Source organism: Arthrobacter sp. Soil_C_49 (genome assembly GCF_057656635.1).
Genome location: NZ_JBDGJZ010000005.1, coordinates 72,607 through 92,112 on the forward strand (window position 1 = coordinate 72,607; position 19,506 = coordinate 92,112).

Sequence of the window (19,506 nt, forward strand, 5' to 3'; positions counted from 1 at the left end):
CTGTGGGGCTACGCCGGCGCAAAGCAAACGGCCCCCGGATCCTGGGATCCGGGGGCCGTTCAATCATGATTTACAGCGCGGCTAGGCTTTGGCCTCTGCCTTGTCTTCCTCGCCGGCAGCCTCGGGTGCTTCAGCTGCTGCTTCCCCGGCCTCCACTGCGGGAGCTTCCTCTGCCTCTGCGGCGGGAGCTTCCTCTTCGCCGCCGGGGCGGACGAAGTCGCTGAGGTCAACGGTGTTGCCTTCAGTGTCGGTTACCGTGGCCTGGCCAAGGACAACAGCCAGGGCCTTGCGGCGGCGTACCTCTGAGACCATCATGGGGACCTGGCCGCTCTGATCGATGATCTGGGCGAACTGGTTGGGGTCCATGCCGTACTGGCTGGCCGTGCTGACGATGTAGTCGATCAGCTCGTTCTGGCTGACGTTGACTTCTTCCTTCTCCGCGATGGCGTCAAGGATGATTTCGTTCTGGAAGGCGCGGGCGGTGTTGGCGCGGACCTCTTCACGGTGTTCCTCGGTGTCGTGCTCGCCTTCACCGTGGCCGTTGCCCTCCTTGAAGTGGGCTTCGAGCTGCTCTTCGACGACGGAGTCCGGAACCGGAACCTCCACCAGCTCAACGAGCTTGTCCAGGACCTTGTCGCGGGCCTCGACGCCCTGCTCAACAACCTTGGAATCGGCGGCCTGCTTGGCGAGGTCCTCGCGGAGCTCGGCAAGGGTGTCGAATTCGGAAGCGAGCTGGGCGAAGTCGTCGTCCGCCTCGGGGAGTTCGCGCTCCTTGACGGCCTTCACGACCACCTTGACCTGGGCTGCTTCACCGGCGTGGTCGCCACCAACCAGCGTGGTGTTGAAGATGGCGTCTTCGTCGGCGCTCAGGCCGGTGACGGCTTCGTCGAGGCCTTCGAGCATGGTGCCGGCACCAACCTGGTAGGACAGGCCGGCAGCGGAGTCAACGTCTTCGCCGTCGATGCTGGCGGTGATGTCGATGGTGAGGAAGTCACCGTCAGCAGCGGGACGGTCAACCGGCTTCAGCGTGCCGAAGCGGCCGCGCAGTTCGTCCAGGGCCTTGTCCACGTCCTCGTCGGAGGACTGCGCAGCGGCAACCTCGACCTGGATGCCGGCGTAGTCCGGAAGCTCGATCTCGGGGCGGACGTCAACCTCGGCGGCGAACTTCAGGCCACCGTCAGTGGCGGAGGGGTCCGGAACCTCAGTGATCTCCACCTCGGGACGGCTCAGGGGGCGGATGCCGGATTCCTGAACGGCAGCCTGGTACCAGCCGTTAAGGCCTTCGTTGATGGCCGTCTCCAGGACGTAGCCGCGGCCGACGCGCTGGTCGATGAGCTTTGCGGGGACCTTGCCCTTACGGAAGCCAGGGACCTGGATCTGCGAAGCAACGGTCTTGTAGGCCGAGTCGATGCTGGGCTTCAATTCCTCAAAGGGGACCTCAACATTGAGCTTGACCCGCGTGGGGGTGAGGTTCTCGACAGCGCTCTTCACGGTCTAAGTACTCCTGGGATTGTGGGATGGGTTTCTGCAAACGCAATGTTTTGTCCAGGCCGAGAGGTCCGGGCCGCAGAGTCGGGGTGACAGGATTTGAACCTGCGACTTCCTGCTCCCAAAGCAGGCGCTCTAGCCAAGCTGAGCTACACCCCGTAAGTGCACAGGCAAGTCTACGGTGATACGCGCCGTCTTTGCACATTTGACACGTAGCCCATGGATTAGGTTTAGTTATATCCGGCTTGAACAGCCAGCCCGAAGTTCCCACCTTCCAATGCCTGCAGTACTAGGCTTGGAGATGGATCTTCCTTCGGGGACGTAGCTTAATGGTAAAGCCTCAGTCTTCCAAACTGATTACGCGGGTTCGATTCCCGTCGTCCCCTCCAGGATGAAAGGCCCCTCTCCCGAGGGGCCTTTCGCGTTAAGCCGCAGACACAGTGGGGCGTTCCGGCACTCCCCTGAAACGGGCGTGGCCGTGCCTAGGACGACTGCTGGCAGTACGGGCACCAGTAGAGCTTCCGGCCCACCAGTTCTGCCATCAGTACCGTGGTCCGGCAGACACGGCAGGGCAGCCCGTGACGTTTGTAGACAAAATGGGCGTCCTCACGGGACGGGTACGTTTCGGTCCTGACGACGGCGGGACTTGCCGCAGCCGGCTTCGCCACCGGGGTGCGCGCATTGGCTTTCCCGTTGGCACCTGTTCCGTTGCCCGTCCAGTACCGCGGCGTGGTGGTGATGATCCGGCCGTCGGCCACGCCGTCGTTCATCACGGAGACGACGTCGCGCCACAGCTTGCGTGCCTCGGTGTCCGGAACGTCGGCGCCCGGCAGCCAGGGGTCCAGCCGCCGCCGGAAGAGGACTTCGGCGCGGTACACATTTCCCACGCCGGCAATGACTTTCTGGTCCATCAGCAGCGCGGCCAGCGGTGTTGTGCGGCTTTGCAGGTTGGCGGCAAACCGGCCGGCGTCTCCCCGCCGGTTCCGCAGCGGGTCCGGACCCAGGCGGCGGAGCACGGCTTCTGCCTCCGCGGCGGTGATGGTTTCGCAGGTGGTGGCCCCGCGCAGGTCCGCCCAGCCGTTGGTGCCCACCAGCCGGACACGCACTGCTCCAACAGGCTCGGGGGGACCCGCGTAGGGGCGGCCGCCGTCGCCGTCGTCGAAGCTCTCCTGCTCCCCCACCCGGCGCGGCGCTCCGATGCTTGATGACCCGGCAAAGGTGCTGTCCCCGCCGAAGCTCCACGCTCCGTAGAGGCCCAGGTGGACGTGCAGCACCAAGGAGTGGTCAAAGTGCAGGAACAGGTGCTTCCCGTGGGAATCCGCGGCAACAAGGACATGCCCGTCAAGGAGCGCCGCTCCCCCGGCGAACCGGCCCTGCGGACTGGAGACTGCCAGCCGCTGGCCGCCGAAGACGTCCGAGAACTGCCGCGCCAGGCGCCGGAGTGTATGCCCTTCCGGCACTACTCGATGACCTCACCGGTTGTTTCGTAGGCGGCGATCTTGCCGATGCGGCGCACGTGCCGCTCATCGTTGCTGAACGGCTCGGCCAGGAATGCCTCGATCAGCTCCGTTGCTTCCTCCACGGTGTGCTGGCGGCCGCCCACGGCCACAACGTTGGCGTCATTGTGCTCGCGGGCCAGGGTGGCCGTCGAGTGGTTCCAGGCCAGGGCCGCGCGCACACCCTTCACTTTGTTGGCAGCAATCTGCTCGCCGTTTCCGGATCCGCCCAGCACGATGCCCAGGGCATGGATGCCGGCCTGCTGGTCCGCGACCACGGCCAGTGCGGCATTGATGCAGAACGACGGGTAGTCATCCTGGGCGTCGTAGACCTTGGGACCGTGGTCCACCACCTCATACCCCTTGGCAGTCAGGTGGGTGACGAGGTGGGCGCTGAGTTCCATGCCTGCGTGGTCGGTGGCGATGTGGACCCGCGGGAAGGCAGGGGAAGAAGTCACGAGCAGAATCCGTTCGGTGGGCGCTGGCGGCCGGCACGGACGGTGCAGGCCGGGGTCAGGACAACACGGACAAGGATACTAGGACTCAGGCTGGCCTGCCGCGGATTCTCCGCCGCCCCGCGCCCTCGCCGCGACCCTGGTCAGGACCTCGGCCAGCCGTGCGGCCGAGTCCTGGCTCCCGCCGCTTACCGCGAGCCGCTGCCCGTTGGTCTTCTTAACGACGACGGCGGGGCCGCTGCTGACGAGCATGGCCGCGGTTCCGCTGTGGTGCCGGTAGCCCCACCCGCCGAAGTCGGCAGCGCGGATGTCGGCCGCGCTGGCTGCGGAAATCGCCCCCGCGGGCACGTCCATCACCGGCACCACGCCGGCCAGCAGCACCCGGAGGCCTCGCCGGTCCGCTTTAATCCGGGCAAACAGGAACGCAGCGCCAATAACTGCCAGGACCACAAGCAGGGCTCCAAGCCACGGCACGGCAATGGCGATCAGCGCGGCAGGGAACAACGAAGCGATACCGATCATCACAAAGACGGAGCTGCGGGCATGGACCCAGAGACGGATGCTGTCCCGTGACAGGTCCGGATCCAGTTCCCTGGCAATGGCCAGCTGCAGGGCCCGGTCGTCATCGGGCGACCATTGCTGGTCCGCTTTGTAGACCATGGCGATGGTCACACCCAACGACACGGCGGCCCCGCTGCCCAGCGCGAGCACGGTCATGTCCACCCTGGATTCCCGGGCGTCTGCCAGCCCGGTCTGGCCGATCAGCCCGGCAGCAAGGGCGCTGGTGAGAAAGAGCGTCAGGAACAGTCCGGCCCCCATCATGATCCGCCGCATCATGACCGGCCGCCTGACCGGAAGGGCCTGGGACAGCACCAGCCAGCCGGCAGCCACAATCATCAACGCCCCGCCCGTGACGTAGGCGGCGAAGGGCGCGAAGGAGGCACCGCCGTCGGCCGTCCACCGGATGGCGAGCGGCTCAGGAAGGTCCGGCCGAATCAGGAAGGCGGTCACCACGAAGGCGACCGCGACCATCACCGGGAACCCCGCGACGAAACGCAGGGCCCTGGTGTCCACCGACTCCATGAACTTGCCCATGTTTAAACGCTACTCCCGACGCCCGCCGCTGACTTCCCACTTCCCTGACGTACCCACTGTGAGCCGCGCTACTTGTAGCCGCGAAGGAATGCAAGAATGAACGAATGTCCCGCTGGGCACCGCCAGCGGGCAGCCGCCAATCTTTCGAAAGGCCCCACTTTGCCTGGTTTGAACCTGACGCGCGCTGAAGCCAGCGGGCGTGCCGAACTGATCACCGTCGAGTCCTACGATGTCAGCCTGGACCTGACCCGGGGCGGGAAGGTCTTCGGCAGCACCACCACGGTGAAGTTCAGTGCCAGGTCCGGGTCCTCCACTTTCATTGACGCGGTCACCTCTGCCGTCCACAGCGTCACGCTCAACGGCCGCGGCCTTGACCCTTCCGCGGTCTCCGACGGCGTGCGGATCCAGCTTCCGGAGCTGGCGGAGCACAATGAACTCACGGTGGTTGCGGATGCCCCGTACATGAACACCGGCGAGGGACTGCACCGCTTCGTGGACCCGGTGGACAACGAGGTCTACCTGTACACGCAGTTCGAAGTTCCCGATTCGCGGCGGATGTTCGCCGTGTTCGAGCAGCCGGACCTGAAGGCCACCTTCGCCTTCACCGTGACGGCCCCTTCGCACTGGGACGTCATCTCCAACTCCCCCACCCCCGCACCGGTGGAGACCACGCCCGGGGAGGACGGCGGTGCCCGGTCCGTCTGGTCGTTCTCCCCCACCCCGCGGCTGTCCTCCTATGTCACGGCCCTGATCGCCGGTCCGTACCAGTCCGTGCGCAGCGAGGTCACCAGCTCCGACGGGCGGGTGATCCCGTTGGGGGTTTTTGCGCGGAAGTCGCTGATGCAGTACCTGGATGCAGAGAACATTTTTGAGCTGACCCGTCAGGGCTTCGGATTCTTTGAAGCGCAGTTCGGCTGCCCTTACCCGTTCGAGAAGTATGACCAGCTGTTCGTCCCGGAGTTCAACGCCGGCGCGATGGAAAATGCCGGCGCCGTCACCATCCTCGAGGGCTACGTCTTCCGCAGCAAGGTGACCGGTGCCCAGATTGAACGCCGTGCCATCACCGTGCTGCACGAGCTCGCGCACATGTGGTTCGGCGACCTCGTAACTATGCGCTGGTGGAACGATCTGTGGCTCAACGAGTCCTTCGCGGAGTACATGTCCCACCTTGCCGCCGTCGAGGCCACCTCGTTCACCAGCGCCTGGACCACCTTCGCCTCCGTGGAAAAGTCGTGGGCCTACCGCCAGGACCAGCTGCCCACCACGCATCCCATTTTCGCCGAGATCAACGATCTCCAGGACGTCGAGGTGAACTTCGACGGCATCACGTACGCGAAGGGCGCTTCCGTGCTCCGCCAGCTGGTGGCGTGGGTTGGGCCGGAGCAGTTTATGGCCGGCGTGCGGGAGTACTTTGCCAAGCACTCCTGGCAGAACACTGAGCTGGGCGACCTCCTGGTGGAGCTGGAGAAGGCCAGCGGACGCGACCTCGATGTGTGGGGACGGCAATGGCTTGAGACAGCCGGGGTCAACACCCTCAAACCGGAGCTGGAGGTGGACGGCGAGGGCAAGCTCACCTCCTTCGCCATTGTGCAGTCCGCCGTTGAAGAGTGGCCCACCATCCGTCCGCACCGGCTGGCCGTGGGGTTCTACAACCTCACTGGCGGCAAGCTGGAGCGGGTGCACCGCGAGGAGCTTGATGTCGACGGCGAACGAACCGAAGTGCCCGCGCTGGCGGGCCTGGCCCAGCCGGACCTCATCCTCGTCAATGACGACGACCTCGCCTACGCCAAGGTGCGGCTGGACGAAAAGTCGCTGGCCACCGCCACCGCGCACCTGAAGGACTTCAGCCACAGCCTGCCGCGTACCCTCGTGTGGAACTCTGCGTGGGACGCCGCCCGCGACGGCGAGACCCCGGCCCGGCGGTACGTGGAGCTGATCCTGGCCAACGTGGCTGCCGAGTCGGATTCCTCGGTGATCCTGGTCCAGCTGCGCCAGCTGGCCACCACCCTGAATTTCTATGTGGCCGAGGAGCACCGGCAGGCGACTGCAGTGGCTGCCGCGGACAAGCTGTGGGAGCTGGCCGCCGAAGTGCCGGGCGGCTCCGACGCCCAGCTGCAGTTCGTGAAGTCCTTTGCGCTGCTGGCCTCCAGCGGTCCCCAGCTGGACCAGGTTGCGGGCCTCCTCGACGGCTCGCTCGTCCTGGACGGCCTGACCGTTGACCAGGACCTGCGGTGGGAGCTGGTCACGTCACTCGTGGCCGGCGGCCGGCTGGGCCAGGACGGCATCGACGCCGAGCTCGAACGGGACAACACCTCGAGCGGGCAAAATGCAGCGGCCCAGGCGAAGGCCGCCGTCCCCACGCCGGAGGCCAAAGCTGCGGCCTGGGAATCGATCGTGGAGAAGGGCGAGCTGTCCAACGCCCTTCAGGGCTCGGCGGTCAACGGCTTCATGCGGGTCCTGGACCGGTCCCTGCTGGAACCGTACGCCGAGAAGTATTTCCGGGCGGTACCGGGGATCATGGAGACCCGGACGCACGCACTGGCCCAGCAGATCGTCGTCGGGCTCTACCCCTCCCTGCTGACCACCCAGGCCATCGTGGACCGGACGGACGGCTTCCTGGCGTCGCTTCCGCCCGAAAGCGCCGCGCTGCGGCGGCTCATGCTGGAAAACCGCGACGGCGTTGCCCGGGCCTTGCGCGCCCGTGCGGCTGACGTCCTTCCCGGCGAAGCAGTTCCTGCAGTATGAGCCTCAGTGAGCACCGCTACGCCCTGACGGTCCAGTGGACCGGGAATCTGGGCGAGGGCACGTCGTCCTACCGCGGCTACTCCCGGGACCACGACGTGCTCATCCCCGGCCTGCCGGTCATCAAGGGCTCGGCTGATCCCACCTTCCACGGGGATCGGGAGCGCTACAACCCTGAACAGCTGCTCCTGGCCGCCCTGGCCCAGTGCCACATGCTCTCCTACCTGCACGTGGCCGTGAAGCACGGCGTGGTGGTGACCGACTACCGCGACGACGCCTCCGGGCTGCTGCGCCTGAACCGGGACGGCAGCGGGCAGTTCGAAAGTGTCACGCTGCGCCCGAAGGTGACGGTTGCGGACGGGAGCCAGGCGGACCTCGCCGCCCGGCTGCACCACGAAGCGAACCAGGTCTGCTTCATCGCCCGCAGCGTGAACTTCCCCGTGGAACACGCGCCGGAGACGTTGGTTGGCTGAGCCGACCCCCTGGCTTTGGCGGTCTCCTGCCTGAGCGGCCTCCTCGCTTAGGCAGTCTCCCGCAGGGCGCCGAGCAGGCGCCCCTCTGTTTCCGGTGACAGCCCGGCCTTCCGGGGCCTGTCCAGTCCGCGTTCACGTTCGTCGGCCAACGTGTCGGCCAGTGTCTCCTGCCAGGGCCGGAGCCGCAGGCCGGCGTCAACCGCCGCCTGGTTACTGCGGGCCATAAAGCCCTCATGCCCCGGCGGGAGCCAGAGCGGCAGGGAATCCGGGCCCGCCCAGTAGCCCACGCCCTGGTCCGCCAGCCAGTCCACCGGAGCGGGCACCACGTCGCCGGCGTGGCCTGCTGCCTGCCGCGCGGCGTCGAAGTACCGGCCGAAGGGGACTTGATCTCCCAGCGCATTCATAGCGCCGGTGACGCCCCGCTCCGCTGCCAGCAGGAGCCAGGCCGCGAGATCCCGGACGTCGATTACCTGCGTCGGGGCGCTGTCGATTGCCGGCACAAGGACGGGGTTCCCGTCCCTGGCAAAACGCGCAGGCCAGTAGCCGTAACGGTCCGAACCGTCCCCCGGGCCGCCAATGAGGCCAGCCCGGCAAAGATGGGCTTTGCCGCCGGCGGCCCGAAGCGTTGCCTCCTCAATCGCGACTTTCGACTCGCCGTAGTTTTCGGGTGTGGAAGGCGTACCCCGGCCAAGCGCGGGAAGCAGAGCGGAATCCTCCCCCGCGCCGGGAACGGAAGCATCAGCATAGACGGAGCAGCTGGAGACGAATGTCCAGTGCGCTGCCCGCTGGGCGAGGGCCTCCAGGGCCTCCGAGGCCGGCACCGGATCACGGGCGACCTCGATGACCGCGTCCCAGTCGCCTGTGGCTCCGGCATACGCCTCCCCGCCCGTTGAACGGTCGGCTTTCAACCAGGCCGCTCCACGCGGCGGCCCGGCCACGGATCCGCGGGCCAAGCACGTGACATCATGCCCGGCCGCCACAGCCTGGCGGGCGATTTCTGCGGACAGGAAGGCGGTTCCGCCAAGGACAAGAATGCGCATGCCGCCACGGTACGGCGCTAGGGTTGAAGGAGAACAGAGCCTTCCGCGCCGGGCTTAACCGGTGCGCGGCATCCGCATCCCGGCTGCAGCCGGGGAACCCCCAGGAGTTTTTCCCCCTTATGGTCAGCACGTTGTCGCTTCTTCCCCCCGCCGCCAGTGATCCGGACGGTATCAACATCACCGGCATCGTGATCAGCCTCGGCGTGGGCGTCACGGTGTGGCTGGCTGCCACCTTCGTCATTTCCCGCATCACCCGGCAAGTGGCTTCCGGCAGCAGCCTCTTCAAGAAGCCCACCTTCAAATGGGTGGCGCCCGCGCTGCGGGCCCTGGACCACGAACGGCGGGTACAGCGCGCCGAAACCATCGGATCCCTATTGAACAGCGTGGTGGGCGTGCTGGTAGTGATCATTACCGGCATGTACGTGCTGCAGAACCTGGACATCAACATCGCACCGCTGCTCACCAGCGTGGGCATCCTGGGTGTGGCCATCGGTTTCGGCGCCCAGCAGCTGATCCGCGACTTCCTGGCCGGAATTTTTATTACCATTGAAGACCAGTACGGCATCGGCGACGTGATTGAGACCAGCGAGGTTGTTGGTGTGGTGGAGTCCATGGGCCTGCGCATCACCCGGGTACGCTCCGACGACGGCGCCATCTGGTACCTCCGCAACGGCGAGATCCTCCGCGTCGGCAACCGGTCCCAGGGCAACTACGTGCCCTTGCACGAGTCACCCGACGGGACCACGGACCAGGGCAGCGACCACGGCGCCGCCGAAACCAAGAAGACTGAGCAGAAAGCCGGAGAGTAGCGATGACCACCCCCATCGAACCCCAGCGCCCGCGCCAGCTGATGCAGAACGATCCGTTCAGCCAGCCCGGCTACACCGATAACTTCTATGACGCCGTCGGCGGCCACGAAACGTTCGTGAAGCTGATCGATGTCTTCTACGACGGCGTGGCAGCAGATCCGCTGCTGCGCCCCATGTACCCGGAAGAGGACCTGGCGCCGGCCAAGCGCCGTTTCCTGATGTTTCTTGAGCAGTATTGGGGCGGTCCCACCACGTACGGGGAAGAGCGCGGCCATCCCCGGCTCCGCATGCGCCACATGCCGTTCCAGGTGACTCCCGAAGCCAAGGACCGCTGGCTGTTCCACATGCGGGCAGCCGTGGACGCACTCGAACTGCCGCCGCTGTATGAAGGAACCCTGTGGGACTACATGGAGCGTGCCGCCCTGTCGATGGTGAACAGCCCGGCCGGGCAGTGAGCCGCGGCCGCTAAAAGAGTTTTGCTCTTAGAGCAGTCCGCTTCCCGTCCGCGCCAGGACATGCCCGCGCGGACCGCTCAGCCGGAACCAGCGCCCCGTGCGGTAGAGCTTCTGGTCGCCGTCGCCAAGGAAACCAAGGGCCAGCGCCGCGAAAGCAGCCCCTGCCGGCAGTCCTGTTTCATCGAGTTCCCGGCCCCAGACGGCGGCCCGGGCGTTGTTGACGATCAGCGCGCCGGGTTTGTCCGGCACAATTCCCGCCACTTCCGCGATGCCGGCCTCAGCGGCCTTGCGGAGGACGGCGTCGCTGCGGGGCCCCATCAGCTCCCACCCACTCCTGGGAGCGCCCACCCCGGTCCAGGACTCGGTGACGGTGGACGGCGGAACCGGCAGCTCGACGTCGTCCTCCCCCGCCCTGGCAAGGCGGTCCAGCACTGCGGCCAGGGGAACGGTAACGTCGGTGCCGGACGGTTCCGCCAGTGCCATGGTGCGCAGCCCCAGGATGGTGGGAGTCGCTTCACCGAGCACGCGCGGCCGCAGCACGCAGACGTATGCGGCGAGAACGGAACCTGCCGCCTGAAGCCGGATGGCGCCGTCGTCGATTGCTTTTGCCCGCGTGGCGAAGGTCTTCAAATCAGCGAGGTCGCGGGGGTCGGCGAAACGGAAGGACGAGGTGAGTAGATCAGACACACCAAGAACACTACCGGCTGGACCTTTGTTGAGCAGTGCCGGGGTGCCGTCTAGAGTCAAACCATGACTGAAGCCGACGCCGGACTCCTCGCCCTCCCCAGCGAAGACCCCACCCTTTCGCTCATTTCCCTGCTCGACCTTGGAGAGCTTGAGGGTGCCCGCACGGATGAGGACATCTTCCTGGGCCCGTCCCAGCAGCAGCCGCACCACCGGGTGTTCGGCGGGCAGGTGCTGGCTCAGTCACTCATCGCCGCCATCAGGACCGTGGCCGCGGACCGTTTTGTGCATTCGATGCACGGCTACTTCCTGCGCCCCGGGGATGCGAACAAGCCCATTACCTTCGGTGTCCAGCGCCTCCGGGACGGCAGGTCCTTCTCGGCCCGCCGCGTGCATGCCTACCAGGAAGGCGTTCCCATCCTGTCGATGATCGCTTCATTCCAGGGCGAGGACGAAGGCATTGAGCACGAATCCGTGATGCCCGGCGGGATTCCTGATCCGGAATCGCTGCCCACCACAGCTGACCTGCTGGGCAAGTTTGACCACCCTGTAGCGCGGCACTGGGCGTATGAACGGCCCTTCGACATCCGGCACGTTGATCCGCCGCTGTATGTGTCGGCAAAGGGCGAGCGGGAAGCACGCAACGCCGTGTGGATGAAGACCTTCGGCCCTATGCCGGACAACCCCAACCTGCACCGCGCGGCGCTGGCCTACGCGAGCGACTACACCCTGCTGGAGTCCATCCTGCGGCGGCACGGCCTGAGCTGGATCACCCCGGGGATGAATGTCGCCAGCCTCGACCACGCCATGTGGTGGCACCGCCCGGCACGGGTGGACGAATGGCTGCTGTATGTGCAGGAATCCCCCAGCGCGCAGGGTGCCCGCGGGCTCGCCACCGGCAAGATCTTCAACCAGGCGGGCCAGCACGTGGCGTCGGTGGCCCAGGAAGGGATGGTCCGCGTGCCCACCGACCTGAAGAACAAAGTGGTGGGTGCCTTCCAGTCCAAAGTCATGGAGCACCAGATCCGCAAGGCGGCCAAGGAGTAGCTCCTGGCTTGTTTGCGCCTGTTACCGGGGGCAGAACGCCAACAGGCCGGCACCCTTCCGGGTGCCGGCCTGTTGTTTTTCGCCTTACCGCGGCTTCTAGTCGCGGGTGAGGCGGCGGTGCGTGACGCGGTGCGGTTTGGCCGCATCCGGGCCGAGCCGCTCCACCTTGTTCTCCTCGTAGGATTCGAAGTTGCCCTCGAACCAGTACCACTTGGAGGGGTTCTCCTCGTCACCTTCGTACGCGAGGATGTGGGTGGCCACCCGGTCCAGGAACCACCGGTCGTGCGAGACCACCACGGCGCAGCCCGGGAACTCCAGCAGCGCGTTTTCAAGGCTGCTGAGGGTTTCGACGTCGAGGTCGTTGGTGGGCTCATCGAGGAGGAGCAGGTTGCCGCCCTGCTTGAGGGTGAGGGCGAGGTTCAGTCGGTTGCGCTCACCGCCGGAGAGCACGCCGGCCTTCTTCTGCTGGTCAGGGCCCTTGAAGCCAAAAGCGGCAACGTAGGCACGGGACGGCATTTCGACGTGGCCCACCTGGATGAAGTCCAGGCCGTCCGACACAACTTCCCACAGCGTCTTATTGGGGTCGATGCCCCCACGGCTCTGGTCAGCGTATGAGATCTTGACCGAATCGCCGATCTTCAGGTCACCGCCGTCAAGCGGTTCCAGTCCCACGATGGTCTTGAAAAGCGTGGTCTTGCCGACACCGTTGGGGCCGATGACGCCCACGATGCCGTTGCGGGGCAGGCTGAAGGACAGGCCGTCGATCAGGGTCCTGTCTTCGAAGCCCTTCTGCAGGTTCTTGGCCTCAAGCACCAGGCCGCCCAGGCGCGGTCCCGGCGGGATCTGGATCTCTTCGAAGTCCAGCTTGCGGGTCCGGTCAGCCTCGGCAGCCATTTCCTCGTACCGTGCCAGGCGGGCTTTGGACTTGGTCTGGCGGCCCTTCGCGTTGGACCGCACCCACTCGAGTTCCTCGGAAAGACGCTTGGCCTGCTTGGCGTCCTTCTTGCCCTGGATCTCCAGGCGGGCGCGCTTCTTCTCCAGGTAGGTGGAGTAGTTGCCCTCGTACGGGTAGAGGTGGCCGCGGTCCACCTCGGCGATCCATTCAGCCACGTGGTCCAGGAAGTAACGGTCGTGGGTGACGGCCAGGACGGCGCCGGCGTAGGAGGAGAGGTGCTGTTCGAGCCACAGCACGCTTTCAGCGTCCAGGTGGTTGGTGGGCTCGTCCAGGAGCAGCAGGTCCGGCTTCTGCAGGAGCAGCTTGCACAGGGCTACGCGGCGGCGCTCACCACCGGAGAGGTTGGTGACGTCGGCGTCGGCCGGCGGGCAGCGGAGCGCGTCCATGGCCTGTTCCAGCTGGGAGTCCAGGTCCCAGGCGTCGGCAGCGTCTATGGCTTCCTGCAGCTGGCCCATTTCCTCAAGGAGGGTGTCGTAGTCAGCATCGGGGCTGGCCATTTCCTCGGAAATTTCGTTGAAGCGCTGGATCTTGCCGTAGATCTCGCCCACGCCCTCCTGGACGTTGCCCAGGACGGTTTTTTCTTCGTTCAGGGGTGGCTCCTGGAGCAGGATGCCCACCGAGTAGCCGGGGCTGAGCCGGGCCTCACCGTTGGAGGGGGTGTCCAGTCCGGCCATGATCTTCAGGATGGTGGACTTACCGGCACCGTTCGGGCCCACAACACCGATCTTGGCGCCGGGAAAGAAGGACATGCTTACGTCGTCAAGAATGAGTTTTTCGCCAACGGCTTTTCGGGCCTTGGTCATTGTGTAGATAAATTCCGCCATGGTTCCAAATCTAGTGGGTCAGGGGGCATATCTCACATTCGGTGCAGCAACGGTCAGGAGCCTACAAAGCACTTGCCGCTGGCGAGTACCTGCAGGACTGTTACCGTGACTGCGCCGTCCCGGACCTGGCCGATGACGCAGTCCTTTCCTTGAAGCACGGCCGCTTCGATCGCATCGGCTTCGAGGCCGGTGGGGGTACGGCTCTGCGATACCTGCAACGCCGCCGGCGCAATTCCCGCCCCGGTAAGGGCGTCCGTCACCTGGGCTGTGGCCGGCTTCGGTGAGGCCGCAGCCAGCCGCCCCAGCGCATCGGTCACGGTCTTTGTCACCGTTTCGGTAGCTGCGGCCTCCGCTGCCGCGGTGGTGGATGCCCCGGAAGCTCCCGGTTCCGCGGCTGGGCTTTCAGTTGCTGCCGGGCCTGCACCGGCTGATGCCGTGGGTGCTGCCGCGGTAGCCTGCTCCGATGCGCCCGGCTGCAGCTGCGGTGTTCCGCCAACACAGCCCGATAAACCCGCCATCATCGCTGCGGCCGCCGCTGCAATGGACAGATAGCGTGCGGCGGTGGGCCAGACAGCTTTGCGATGGGCAGCTGCACCGGCTGGGGTCTTCTGCCGGTGGTCAGGGGTAAGCCGCATGGTGCCATTCTGCCACGCCTCCAAAGGCCAGCTTTCCGCCCCGGGTTTCATGACCTTGGCGGACAGGGGTGCAGCCGGGGGGTGCTGCGACCCTGTCCGCCAAGGAGCCTGGGGAGCCGAGGGGCGTTGACAGGGGCATCCTCAAACCGGGGAGTCGGCGAGCTCCCCCGTTTCCAGGTCGAGGGCCAGCAGGTCGCCGTTGGCGTCCTCGACATAGGCGGCAGCCGAATCTCCGCCGTCACCGGCGTCATCGCTGTCTTCCGGTTCGTCGAAAGGGCCTTCCGGCCCGGCCTGGCGGCTGGCGTCAAGGGGTGGCTCCGGTTCCACGAGCGAGAGGAGCGGCTTCTTGGAGGACCGGGTGAAGTTGGCCGTCCCCAACGTGAGGTCATGCCCAACGGCGTCAGCATCGATGGTGTGCGAGTAATAGACCCGTCCATCCCTTTCCCAGCTGCGGATCCTCAGTGTGCCCACCACGATGACGGGCTGGCCTTTCCGGATGCTGCAGCCCATGTTGCCGGCCAGATGGCGGTAACCCTGGACGGTGAACCAGTTGGTGTGGCCATCCACCCACTGGCCGTCCTTGTCACGCCGACGCGAGTTGGAAGCGATCCGGAATTCGGCGGTGGCCACTCCCCCCGGTGTTGTGCCGCTGGTGATGTCGGTGGCAACAAAGCCCTTGATGGTTATGGTGTCGTTCATCTCTACGTCCTGTCTCCAATGATTCTGCCCTAGCAGGCAAGACCAGCATGGGCTTCCCGCAATCGGCCGGCGAGGCAGGCGGCCGCCTATGTGCAAAACCCCGGCCTGCGGCTGCCTGTGGAGGATGAGTGGGTGCCACGCACAACAATGACGGCGCCCGGACGGCGGGCAATGTAAACTTTTTGAGGCGCCGGAATTCGCCTCCGGAACTGCCTCAGTAGCTCAGGGGATAGAGCAGCGGCCTTCTAATCCGCCGGTCGGGGGTTCGATTCCCTCCTGGGGCACACAGAAGAGCGGTCCTGACCAGCGAATACGCTGGTCAGGACCGCCTTGTTTTGCGTTCGGCCCAGCCGACTATGTACCGCCCGAATCATGTCCGGATGCGGTGGCGGACTTAATCCCGTTGAGTGGCAGCGTCGTCCTCATCTTCGTCGCCTGGGTCGTCGTGGACCTTTCTCGGGATCTTGCCCTCAACGTCGGCGGGAACAGGCGGATCCTTCTCGTCATCAGCAGACATGGCGCCAAGTCTAGAGGCCGGGGACACAAAGCGGCGGCACAGCAGCCCCAGGTGATGGCGCAACCACGGGTTGCGGGCCCTACGACTGCAGCTGGTGGGGCGCTTCCACCAGCGAACGGACCACACTTCCGGCGGCGCCCAGAAGCGCCGCGCCCTCCCCTACGGCTGCAGTGGTGATGTGTTCCGGCTGGATCTTTCCCGGTGCGTATTTGGCCAGGCTTTCCACCAGCGACGGCCGCAGCCACCGTTCCAGGACAGCGAAGTGGCCCCCGAGCACTACCGCCCCGATGTTCACCACCCGGGCCGTCGAAGCAACTGCCACCGCGAGCGCCCGTCCTGCACGTTCTACGGCCCGTAACGCATCGGACTCCTCCCCGGCGAGAGCCGCTACCAGCGCGGACATGCTCTCCGACCTCGTCCCGGCCTTGCCTGCGATACCGGCGGCGGAGAAGATGGCATCCTGGCCGGCGACGGTTTCCAGGCAGCCCGTTCCCCCGCACGAGCAGGGGCTGCCCCCGGGGTCGACCACAATATGGCCCACTTCGCCGGCGTGGCCCTCCGGGCCAGTGAAAAGCTCCGATCTGATGACCAGTCCGCCACCTACACCCACCTCACCAGACACGTAGAGGAAGTCATGCCGTCCGGCGGGGCCGCGGGCCAGTTCGGCAAGGGCAGCAGCATTGGCTTCGTTGAAGAGGGTGATCCCCAGGGGCAGTCGGGGCATCAGGCGGCCCAGGTGGAGTTTGATGTCCTGCCAGCCCAGGTTGGGTGCCGCGATGACAATGGAGTTGCCGGCGTCAACAAGGCCTGGAACGGCAAGTCCCCCGCCGAGGAGCTCCACGCCCTTTTCCATTGCCGCCGTCCGCACCTCGGCGGCAAGGTCAGCGAGCGCAGCCATTACCGGCGCGCTTTCACTGTCCCGGTTGTCGCGCTCCCGGACCTCCTGCACCAGCACGGCACCGGAAAGATCCGTCACGCCCGCCGCAATGTAATCCACGTTGATTTCCATCCCGATCACGCCGCGGGCCGGGTTCAGCTCCAGCCCCACTCCCGGCCGGCCGCGCTCCCCCTGGGGGTTGAGCCCAATTTCCCGCAGGATGCCGGCGTCGAGAAGGTCCAGGACGATGCTGGACACGGAAGCCTTGGTCAGGCCCGTAGATGCGGCTATCTGCGCCCGTGTCAGATGGAATCCGGGGGGCGACTGCGCCACCCTGCCGAGGACCAGGGCGAGGTTGCTCCTGCGCACGTCGCCCATGTTTCCCGGCGCCCCGGCGTCGGACAGGGCAGGTGCTGGTGCCGTGTTCGCCACGCCCGCCTCCTCCGAAAAAACCGGGCCTTCCGAACCTGCCCGCTGCTATTGACCCTAGCCTAATGCCGCCTATATAGTTCAAGCGATAAACTAAGTGGCCGGGAAAGACCGCGCCACGACTGACTGCAAGGACGCATGATGACTCTTTCCCCCACCCCTGCTGATAAGTTCACTTTTGGTCTTTGGACTGTGGGCTGGACCGGTGCAGACCCGTTCGGGGTCGCTACCCGGGCGGCCCTGGATCCGGTGGAGGCGGTGCACCGGCTGGCTGAGCTTGGCGCGTACGGCATCACCTTCCATGACAACGACCTGGTGCCGTTTGATGCCACCGCCTCGGAGCGGGAGCTGATCCTGAAGAACTTCAAGGCTGCCCTGGCCGAGACGGGCCTGAAGGTGCCGATGGTGACCACCAACCTGTTCAGCCACCCGGTGTTCAAGGACGGCGGCTTCACCTCCAACGACCGCTCCATCCGACGCTTCGCGCTGTCCAAGGTGCTGCGCAATATCGATTCCGCCGCGGAGTTCGGCGCCGAGACGTTTGTGATGTGGGGCGGGCGTGAGGGCAGCGAATACGACGGTTCCAAGGACCTGGCCGCCGCGCTGGACCGGATGAAGGAAGGCGTGGACACCGCCGCGGCCTACATCAAGGACAAGGGCTACAACCTGCGGATCGCACTTGAGCCCAAGCCGAACGAGCCCCGCGGCGATATCTTCCTGCCCACCGTGGGCCACGGCCTGGCGTTCATCGCCCAGCTCGAACACGGCGACATTGTGGGCCTGAACCCCGAAACCGGGCACGAGCAGATGGCCGGGCTGAACTTCACCCACGGCATCGCCCAGGCCCTGTGGGCCGGCAAGCTGTTCCATATCGACCTCAACGGCCAGCGCGGCATCAAGTACGACCAGGACCTCGTCTTCGGCCACGGCGATTTGACCAGCGCGTTCTTCACGGTGGACCTGCTCGAAAACGGCTTCCCCAACGGCGGCCCCCGCTACGAGGGCCCGCGCCACTTCGATTACAAGCCCTCCCGCACCGACGGCTACGACGGCGTCTGGGAATCAGCCAAAGCCAACATGGCCACCTACCTGCTCCTCAAAGAACGCGCCCTGGCCTTCCGCGCCGACCCCGAAGTCCAGGCCGCCCTCGCGGCCTCCGGCGTCGGCGAACTCGCAGAACCCACCCTGGCCGCCGGCGAAACCACGGCCGACCTGCTCAACGACGCCGCAGCGTTCGAGGACTTCGACGCCGACAAGGCCGCCGAACGCTCCTTCGCGTTCGTCCGCCTCAACCAGCTCGCCATCGAACACCTCCTCAACGCCCGCTGACCATGGCGCTGGTAGCAGGAATCGACAGCTCCACCCAGTCCTGCAAAGTGGTGATCCGCGATGCGGATACGGGGGCACTGGTCCGCCAGGGCAGGGCCAGCCATCCGGATGGCACTGAAGTCCACCCCGATCACTGGTGGGACGCCCTGCAGGAAGCGATAGAGCAGGCGGGCGGGCTGACCGACGTGGCCGCGGTCTCCGTGGGCGGGCAGCAGCACGGCATGGTCTGCCTGGACCGGGACGGCCGCGTCATCCGCCCGGCCCTGCTCTGGAACGACACACGCAGTGCCGCCGCGGCCGAAGACCTGATCAGGTCCGCAGGCGACGGCGACACTGCCGCCGGCGCGCGCTACTGGGCCGGTGCCACAGGCACCGTCCCGGTGGCTTCGCTGACGCTGACCAAGCTGCACTGGCTGGCCGCTAATGAGCCGGAGAACGCGGCGAAAGTGGCCGCGGTGTGCCTGCCGCATGACTGGCTGACGTGGCGGCTGCACGGACACGGTCCGGATAGTGGTCCGGGCAATCTTGAGGCCCTGGCCACCGACCGTTCCGACGCGTCCGGCACCGGCTACTATTCAACGGCGGCCGGCACGTACCTGCCTGAGGTCCTGGAGTCTTCCCTGGGGCACGTTCCGCTGCTGCCCGAGGTGCTGGGTCCGCTGGAGGTCGCAGGCAAGACTGCGGACGGTGCCCTCCTGGCAGCGGGAGCCGGGGATAACGCGGCGGCGGCGCTGGGTGTGGGTGCCGGCGTCGGGGATGTGGTGATGTCCCTGGGGACGTCGGGAACGGTCTTTGCCGTCTCGGACACTCCCGCCGCCGACCAGTCGGGACTGGTGGCAGGGTTTGCTGATGCTTCCGGGCATTACCTGCCGCTCGTGTGCACCCTCAATGCCACCCGCATTTTTGACGCCACCGCGGCCCTGCTCGGCGTCAGCCTCGACGGGTTCAACGAGCTGGCGTTGTCCGCGGAAGCCGGCGCCGGGGGCCTTACCCTCGTGCCCTATTTCGACGGCGAACGCACTCCGAACCTGCCGGACGCCACCGGTTCCCTGCATGGCATCACCCGCGCCAACTACACGCCGGCGAACCTGGCGCTTGCCGCCGTCGAGGGCGTGGTCTGCTCCCTGGCGGATGGGCTGGCCGCCCTGCAGCAGCAAGGCGTGGAGGCACGGCGGATCATCCTCGTGGGCGGCGGGGCACAGTCCGCCGCCGTCCAGTCGGCGGCGGCCCGGCTGCTGGGAATCAGCATCACCGTTCCCCGACCCGGCGAATACGTGGCCGACGGCGCAGCCCGCCAGGCCGCCGCGGCGCTCACCGGACAATTTCCGCAGTGGGCGCTGGACGCCGTCGACCTTCCTCCCGGAAAGGACGACGGCGGGGTGCTGGCACGTTACCGCCGGTACGCCGGCATGTCCGCCTAGTACCTGCAGACAACCGGAAACGGAAGGACCCGGACC

18 protein-coding genes and 3 tRNA genes are annotated in these 19,506 nt (G+C 66.3%); 9 read left to right on the forward strand and 12 right to left on the reverse strand.

Translation table 11 applies throughout. From position 1 onward, the window contains the following. Positions 1–81: 81 nt before the first annotated feature. Both tig and AC3A4Z_RS10225 read right to left on the reverse strand, forming a co-directional pair. Entirely contained in the window at positions 82–1,491 is a 1,410-nt protein-coding gene (tig, locus tag AC3A4Z_RS10220) for a trigger factor (RefSeq protein WP_498711482.1), read from the reverse strand. 81 nt (positions 1,492–1,572) lie between these two features. Then, a tRNA-Pro gene (locus AC3A4Z_RS10225) sits at positions 1,573–1,647 on the reverse strand. Positions 1,648–1,803: 156 nt separating this feature from the next. On the opposite strand from AC3A4Z_RS10225, the gene AC3A4Z_RS10230 reads away from it, so the two are divergent. Further along, positions 1,804–1,877: transfer RNA gene (locus tag AC3A4Z_RS10230), tRNA-Gly, on the forward strand. A 93-nt stretch (positions 1,878–1,970) separates the two neighbouring features. Here the strand turns inward: AC3A4Z_RS10230 and AC3A4Z_RS10235 are convergent. The 3 genes from AC3A4Z_RS10235 to AC3A4Z_RS10245 form a co-directional block, all read right to left on the reverse strand. Then, complete coding sequence (locus AC3A4Z_RS10235; RefSeq protein WP_498711483.1) at positions 1,971–2,948, reverse strand: Fpg/Nei family DNA glycosylase; 978 nt, start codon at positions 2,946–2,948, stop codon at positions 1,971–1,973. Further along, positions 2,948–3,442, reverse strand: coding sequence for a ribose-5-phosphate isomerase (locus AC3A4Z_RS10240; protein ID WP_493968828.1), 495 nt, complete (start codon positions 3,440–3,442; stop codon positions 2,948–2,950). Before AC3A4Z_RS10240 ends, AC3A4Z_RS10235 begins: the two co-directional genes overlap by 1 nt. A 78-nt stretch (positions 3,443–3,520) precedes the next feature. After that, positions 3,521–4,534, reverse strand: a complete 1,014-nt coding sequence (locus tag AC3A4Z_RS10245; RefSeq protein ID WP_498711484.1) for a hypothetical protein — start codon at positions 4,532–4,534, stop codon at positions 3,521–3,523. Between the two features lie 168 nt (positions 4,535–4,702). Between AC3A4Z_RS10245 and pepN the strand changes: the two genes are divergently transcribed. Then, positions 4,703–7,279, forward strand: a complete 2,577-nt coding sequence (pepN, locus tag AC3A4Z_RS10250; RefSeq protein ID WP_498711620.1) for an aminopeptidase N — start codon at positions 4,703–4,705, stop codon at positions 7,277–7,279. Further along, positions 7,276–7,749: an OsmC family protein gene (locus tag AC3A4Z_RS10255; protein WP_498711485.1), complete on the forward strand. Its 474-nt coding sequence runs from the start codon at positions 7,276–7,278 to the stop codon at positions 7,747–7,749. Before pepN ends, AC3A4Z_RS10255 begins: the two co-directional genes overlap by 4 nt. Before the next feature lie 47 nt (positions 7,750–7,796). Here the strand turns inward: AC3A4Z_RS10255 and AC3A4Z_RS10260 are convergent, their stop codons facing one another. Further along, entirely contained in the window at positions 7,797–8,789 is a 993-nt protein-coding gene (locus AC3A4Z_RS10260; protein ID WP_498711486.1) for a Rossmann-fold NAD(P)-binding domain-containing protein, read from the reverse strand. 119 nt (positions 8,790–8,908) lie between these two features. Between AC3A4Z_RS10260 and AC3A4Z_RS10265 the strand changes: the two genes are divergently transcribed. Together AC3A4Z_RS10265 and AC3A4Z_RS10270 are read left to right on the forward strand one after the other, a co-directional pair. Continuing rightward, positions 8,909–9,598, forward strand: a complete 690-nt coding sequence (locus tag AC3A4Z_RS10265) for a mechanosensitive ion channel domain-containing protein (RefSeq protein WP_493968820.1) — start codon at positions 8,909–8,911, stop codon at positions 9,596–9,598. Positions 9,599–9,600: 2 nt separating this feature from the next. Continuing rightward, entirely contained in the window at positions 9,601–10,053 is a 453-nt protein-coding gene (locus AC3A4Z_RS10270) for a globin (protein WP_498711487.1), read from the forward strand. Between the two features lie 27 nt (positions 10,054–10,080). Here the strand turns inward: AC3A4Z_RS10270 and AC3A4Z_RS10275 are convergent, their stop codons facing one another. Next, complete coding sequence (locus AC3A4Z_RS10275; RefSeq protein ID WP_498711488.1) at positions 10,081–10,740, reverse strand: DUF8185 domain-containing protein; 660 nt, start codon at positions 10,738–10,740, stop codon at positions 10,081–10,083. 63 nt (positions 10,741–10,803) lie between these two features. Between AC3A4Z_RS10275 and AC3A4Z_RS10280 the strand changes: the two genes are divergently transcribed. After that, positions 10,804–11,784 (forward strand): acyl-CoA thioesterase domain-containing protein, encoded by a 981-nt coding sequence (locus tag AC3A4Z_RS10280; protein WP_493968817.1) that lies wholly within the window; start codon positions 10,804–10,806, stop codon positions 11,782–11,784. A gap of 96 nt (positions 11,785–11,880) precedes the next feature. On the opposite strand, the gene ettA is transcribed toward AC3A4Z_RS10280, so the two are convergent. From ettA to AC3A4Z_RS10295, 3 genes are all read right to left on the reverse strand, one after another. Further along, positions 11,881–13,563, reverse strand: a complete 1,683-nt coding sequence (ettA, locus tag AC3A4Z_RS10285) for an energy-dependent translational throttle protein EttA (RefSeq protein WP_102975820.1) — start codon at positions 13,561–13,563, stop codon at positions 11,881–11,883. Between the two features lie 53 nt (positions 13,564–13,616). After that, positions 13,617–14,198 carry a DUF6993 domain-containing protein gene (locus AC3A4Z_RS10290; RefSeq protein ID WP_498711489.1) on the reverse strand — a complete coding sequence of 194 codons (582 nt, stop codon included), beginning with the start codon at positions 14,196–14,198 and terminating at the stop codon, positions 13,617–13,619. Between the two features lie 141 nt (positions 14,199–14,339). Then, on the reverse strand, positions 14,340–14,897 hold the full coding sequence (locus tag AC3A4Z_RS10295; protein WP_498711490.1) for a single-stranded DNA-binding protein: 558 nt from the start codon (positions 14,895–14,897) through the stop codon (positions 14,340–14,342). Positions 14,898–15,108: 211 nt separating this feature from the next. Here AC3A4Z_RS10295 and AC3A4Z_RS10300 point away from each other — a divergent pair. Then, a tRNA-Arg gene (locus AC3A4Z_RS10300) sits at positions 15,109–15,181 on the forward strand. 110 nt (positions 15,182–15,291) lie between these two features. Here the strand turns inward: AC3A4Z_RS10300 and AC3A4Z_RS10305 are convergent. Together AC3A4Z_RS10305 and AC3A4Z_RS10310 are read right to left on the reverse strand one after the other, a co-directional pair. Then, positions 15,292–15,414 (reverse strand): hypothetical protein, encoded by a 123-nt coding sequence (locus AC3A4Z_RS10305; protein WP_498711491.1) that lies wholly within the window; start codon positions 15,412–15,414, stop codon positions 15,292–15,294. A gap of 79 nt (positions 15,415–15,493) precedes the next feature. Next, positions 15,494–16,669, reverse strand: a complete 1,176-nt coding sequence (locus tag AC3A4Z_RS10310) for an ROK family protein (RefSeq protein WP_498711621.1) — start codon at positions 16,667–16,669, stop codon at positions 15,494–15,496. Positions 16,670–16,861: 192 nt separating this feature from the next. Between AC3A4Z_RS10310 and xylA the strand changes: the two genes are divergently transcribed. Together xylA and xylB are read left to right on the forward strand one after the other, a co-directional pair. Continuing rightward, positions 16,862–18,049: a xylose isomerase gene (xylA, locus tag AC3A4Z_RS10315; protein ID WP_091422790.1), complete on the forward strand. Its 1,188-nt coding sequence runs from the start codon at positions 16,862–16,864 to the stop codon at positions 18,047–18,049. 2 nt (positions 18,050–18,051) lie between these two features. After that, positions 18,052–19,470, forward strand: coding sequence for a xylulokinase (gene xylB / locus AC3A4Z_RS10320; RefSeq protein ID WP_498711492.1), 1,419 nt, complete (start codon positions 18,052–18,054; stop codon positions 19,468–19,470). The last annotated feature ends 36 nt before the right edge of the window (positions 19,471–19,506 follow it).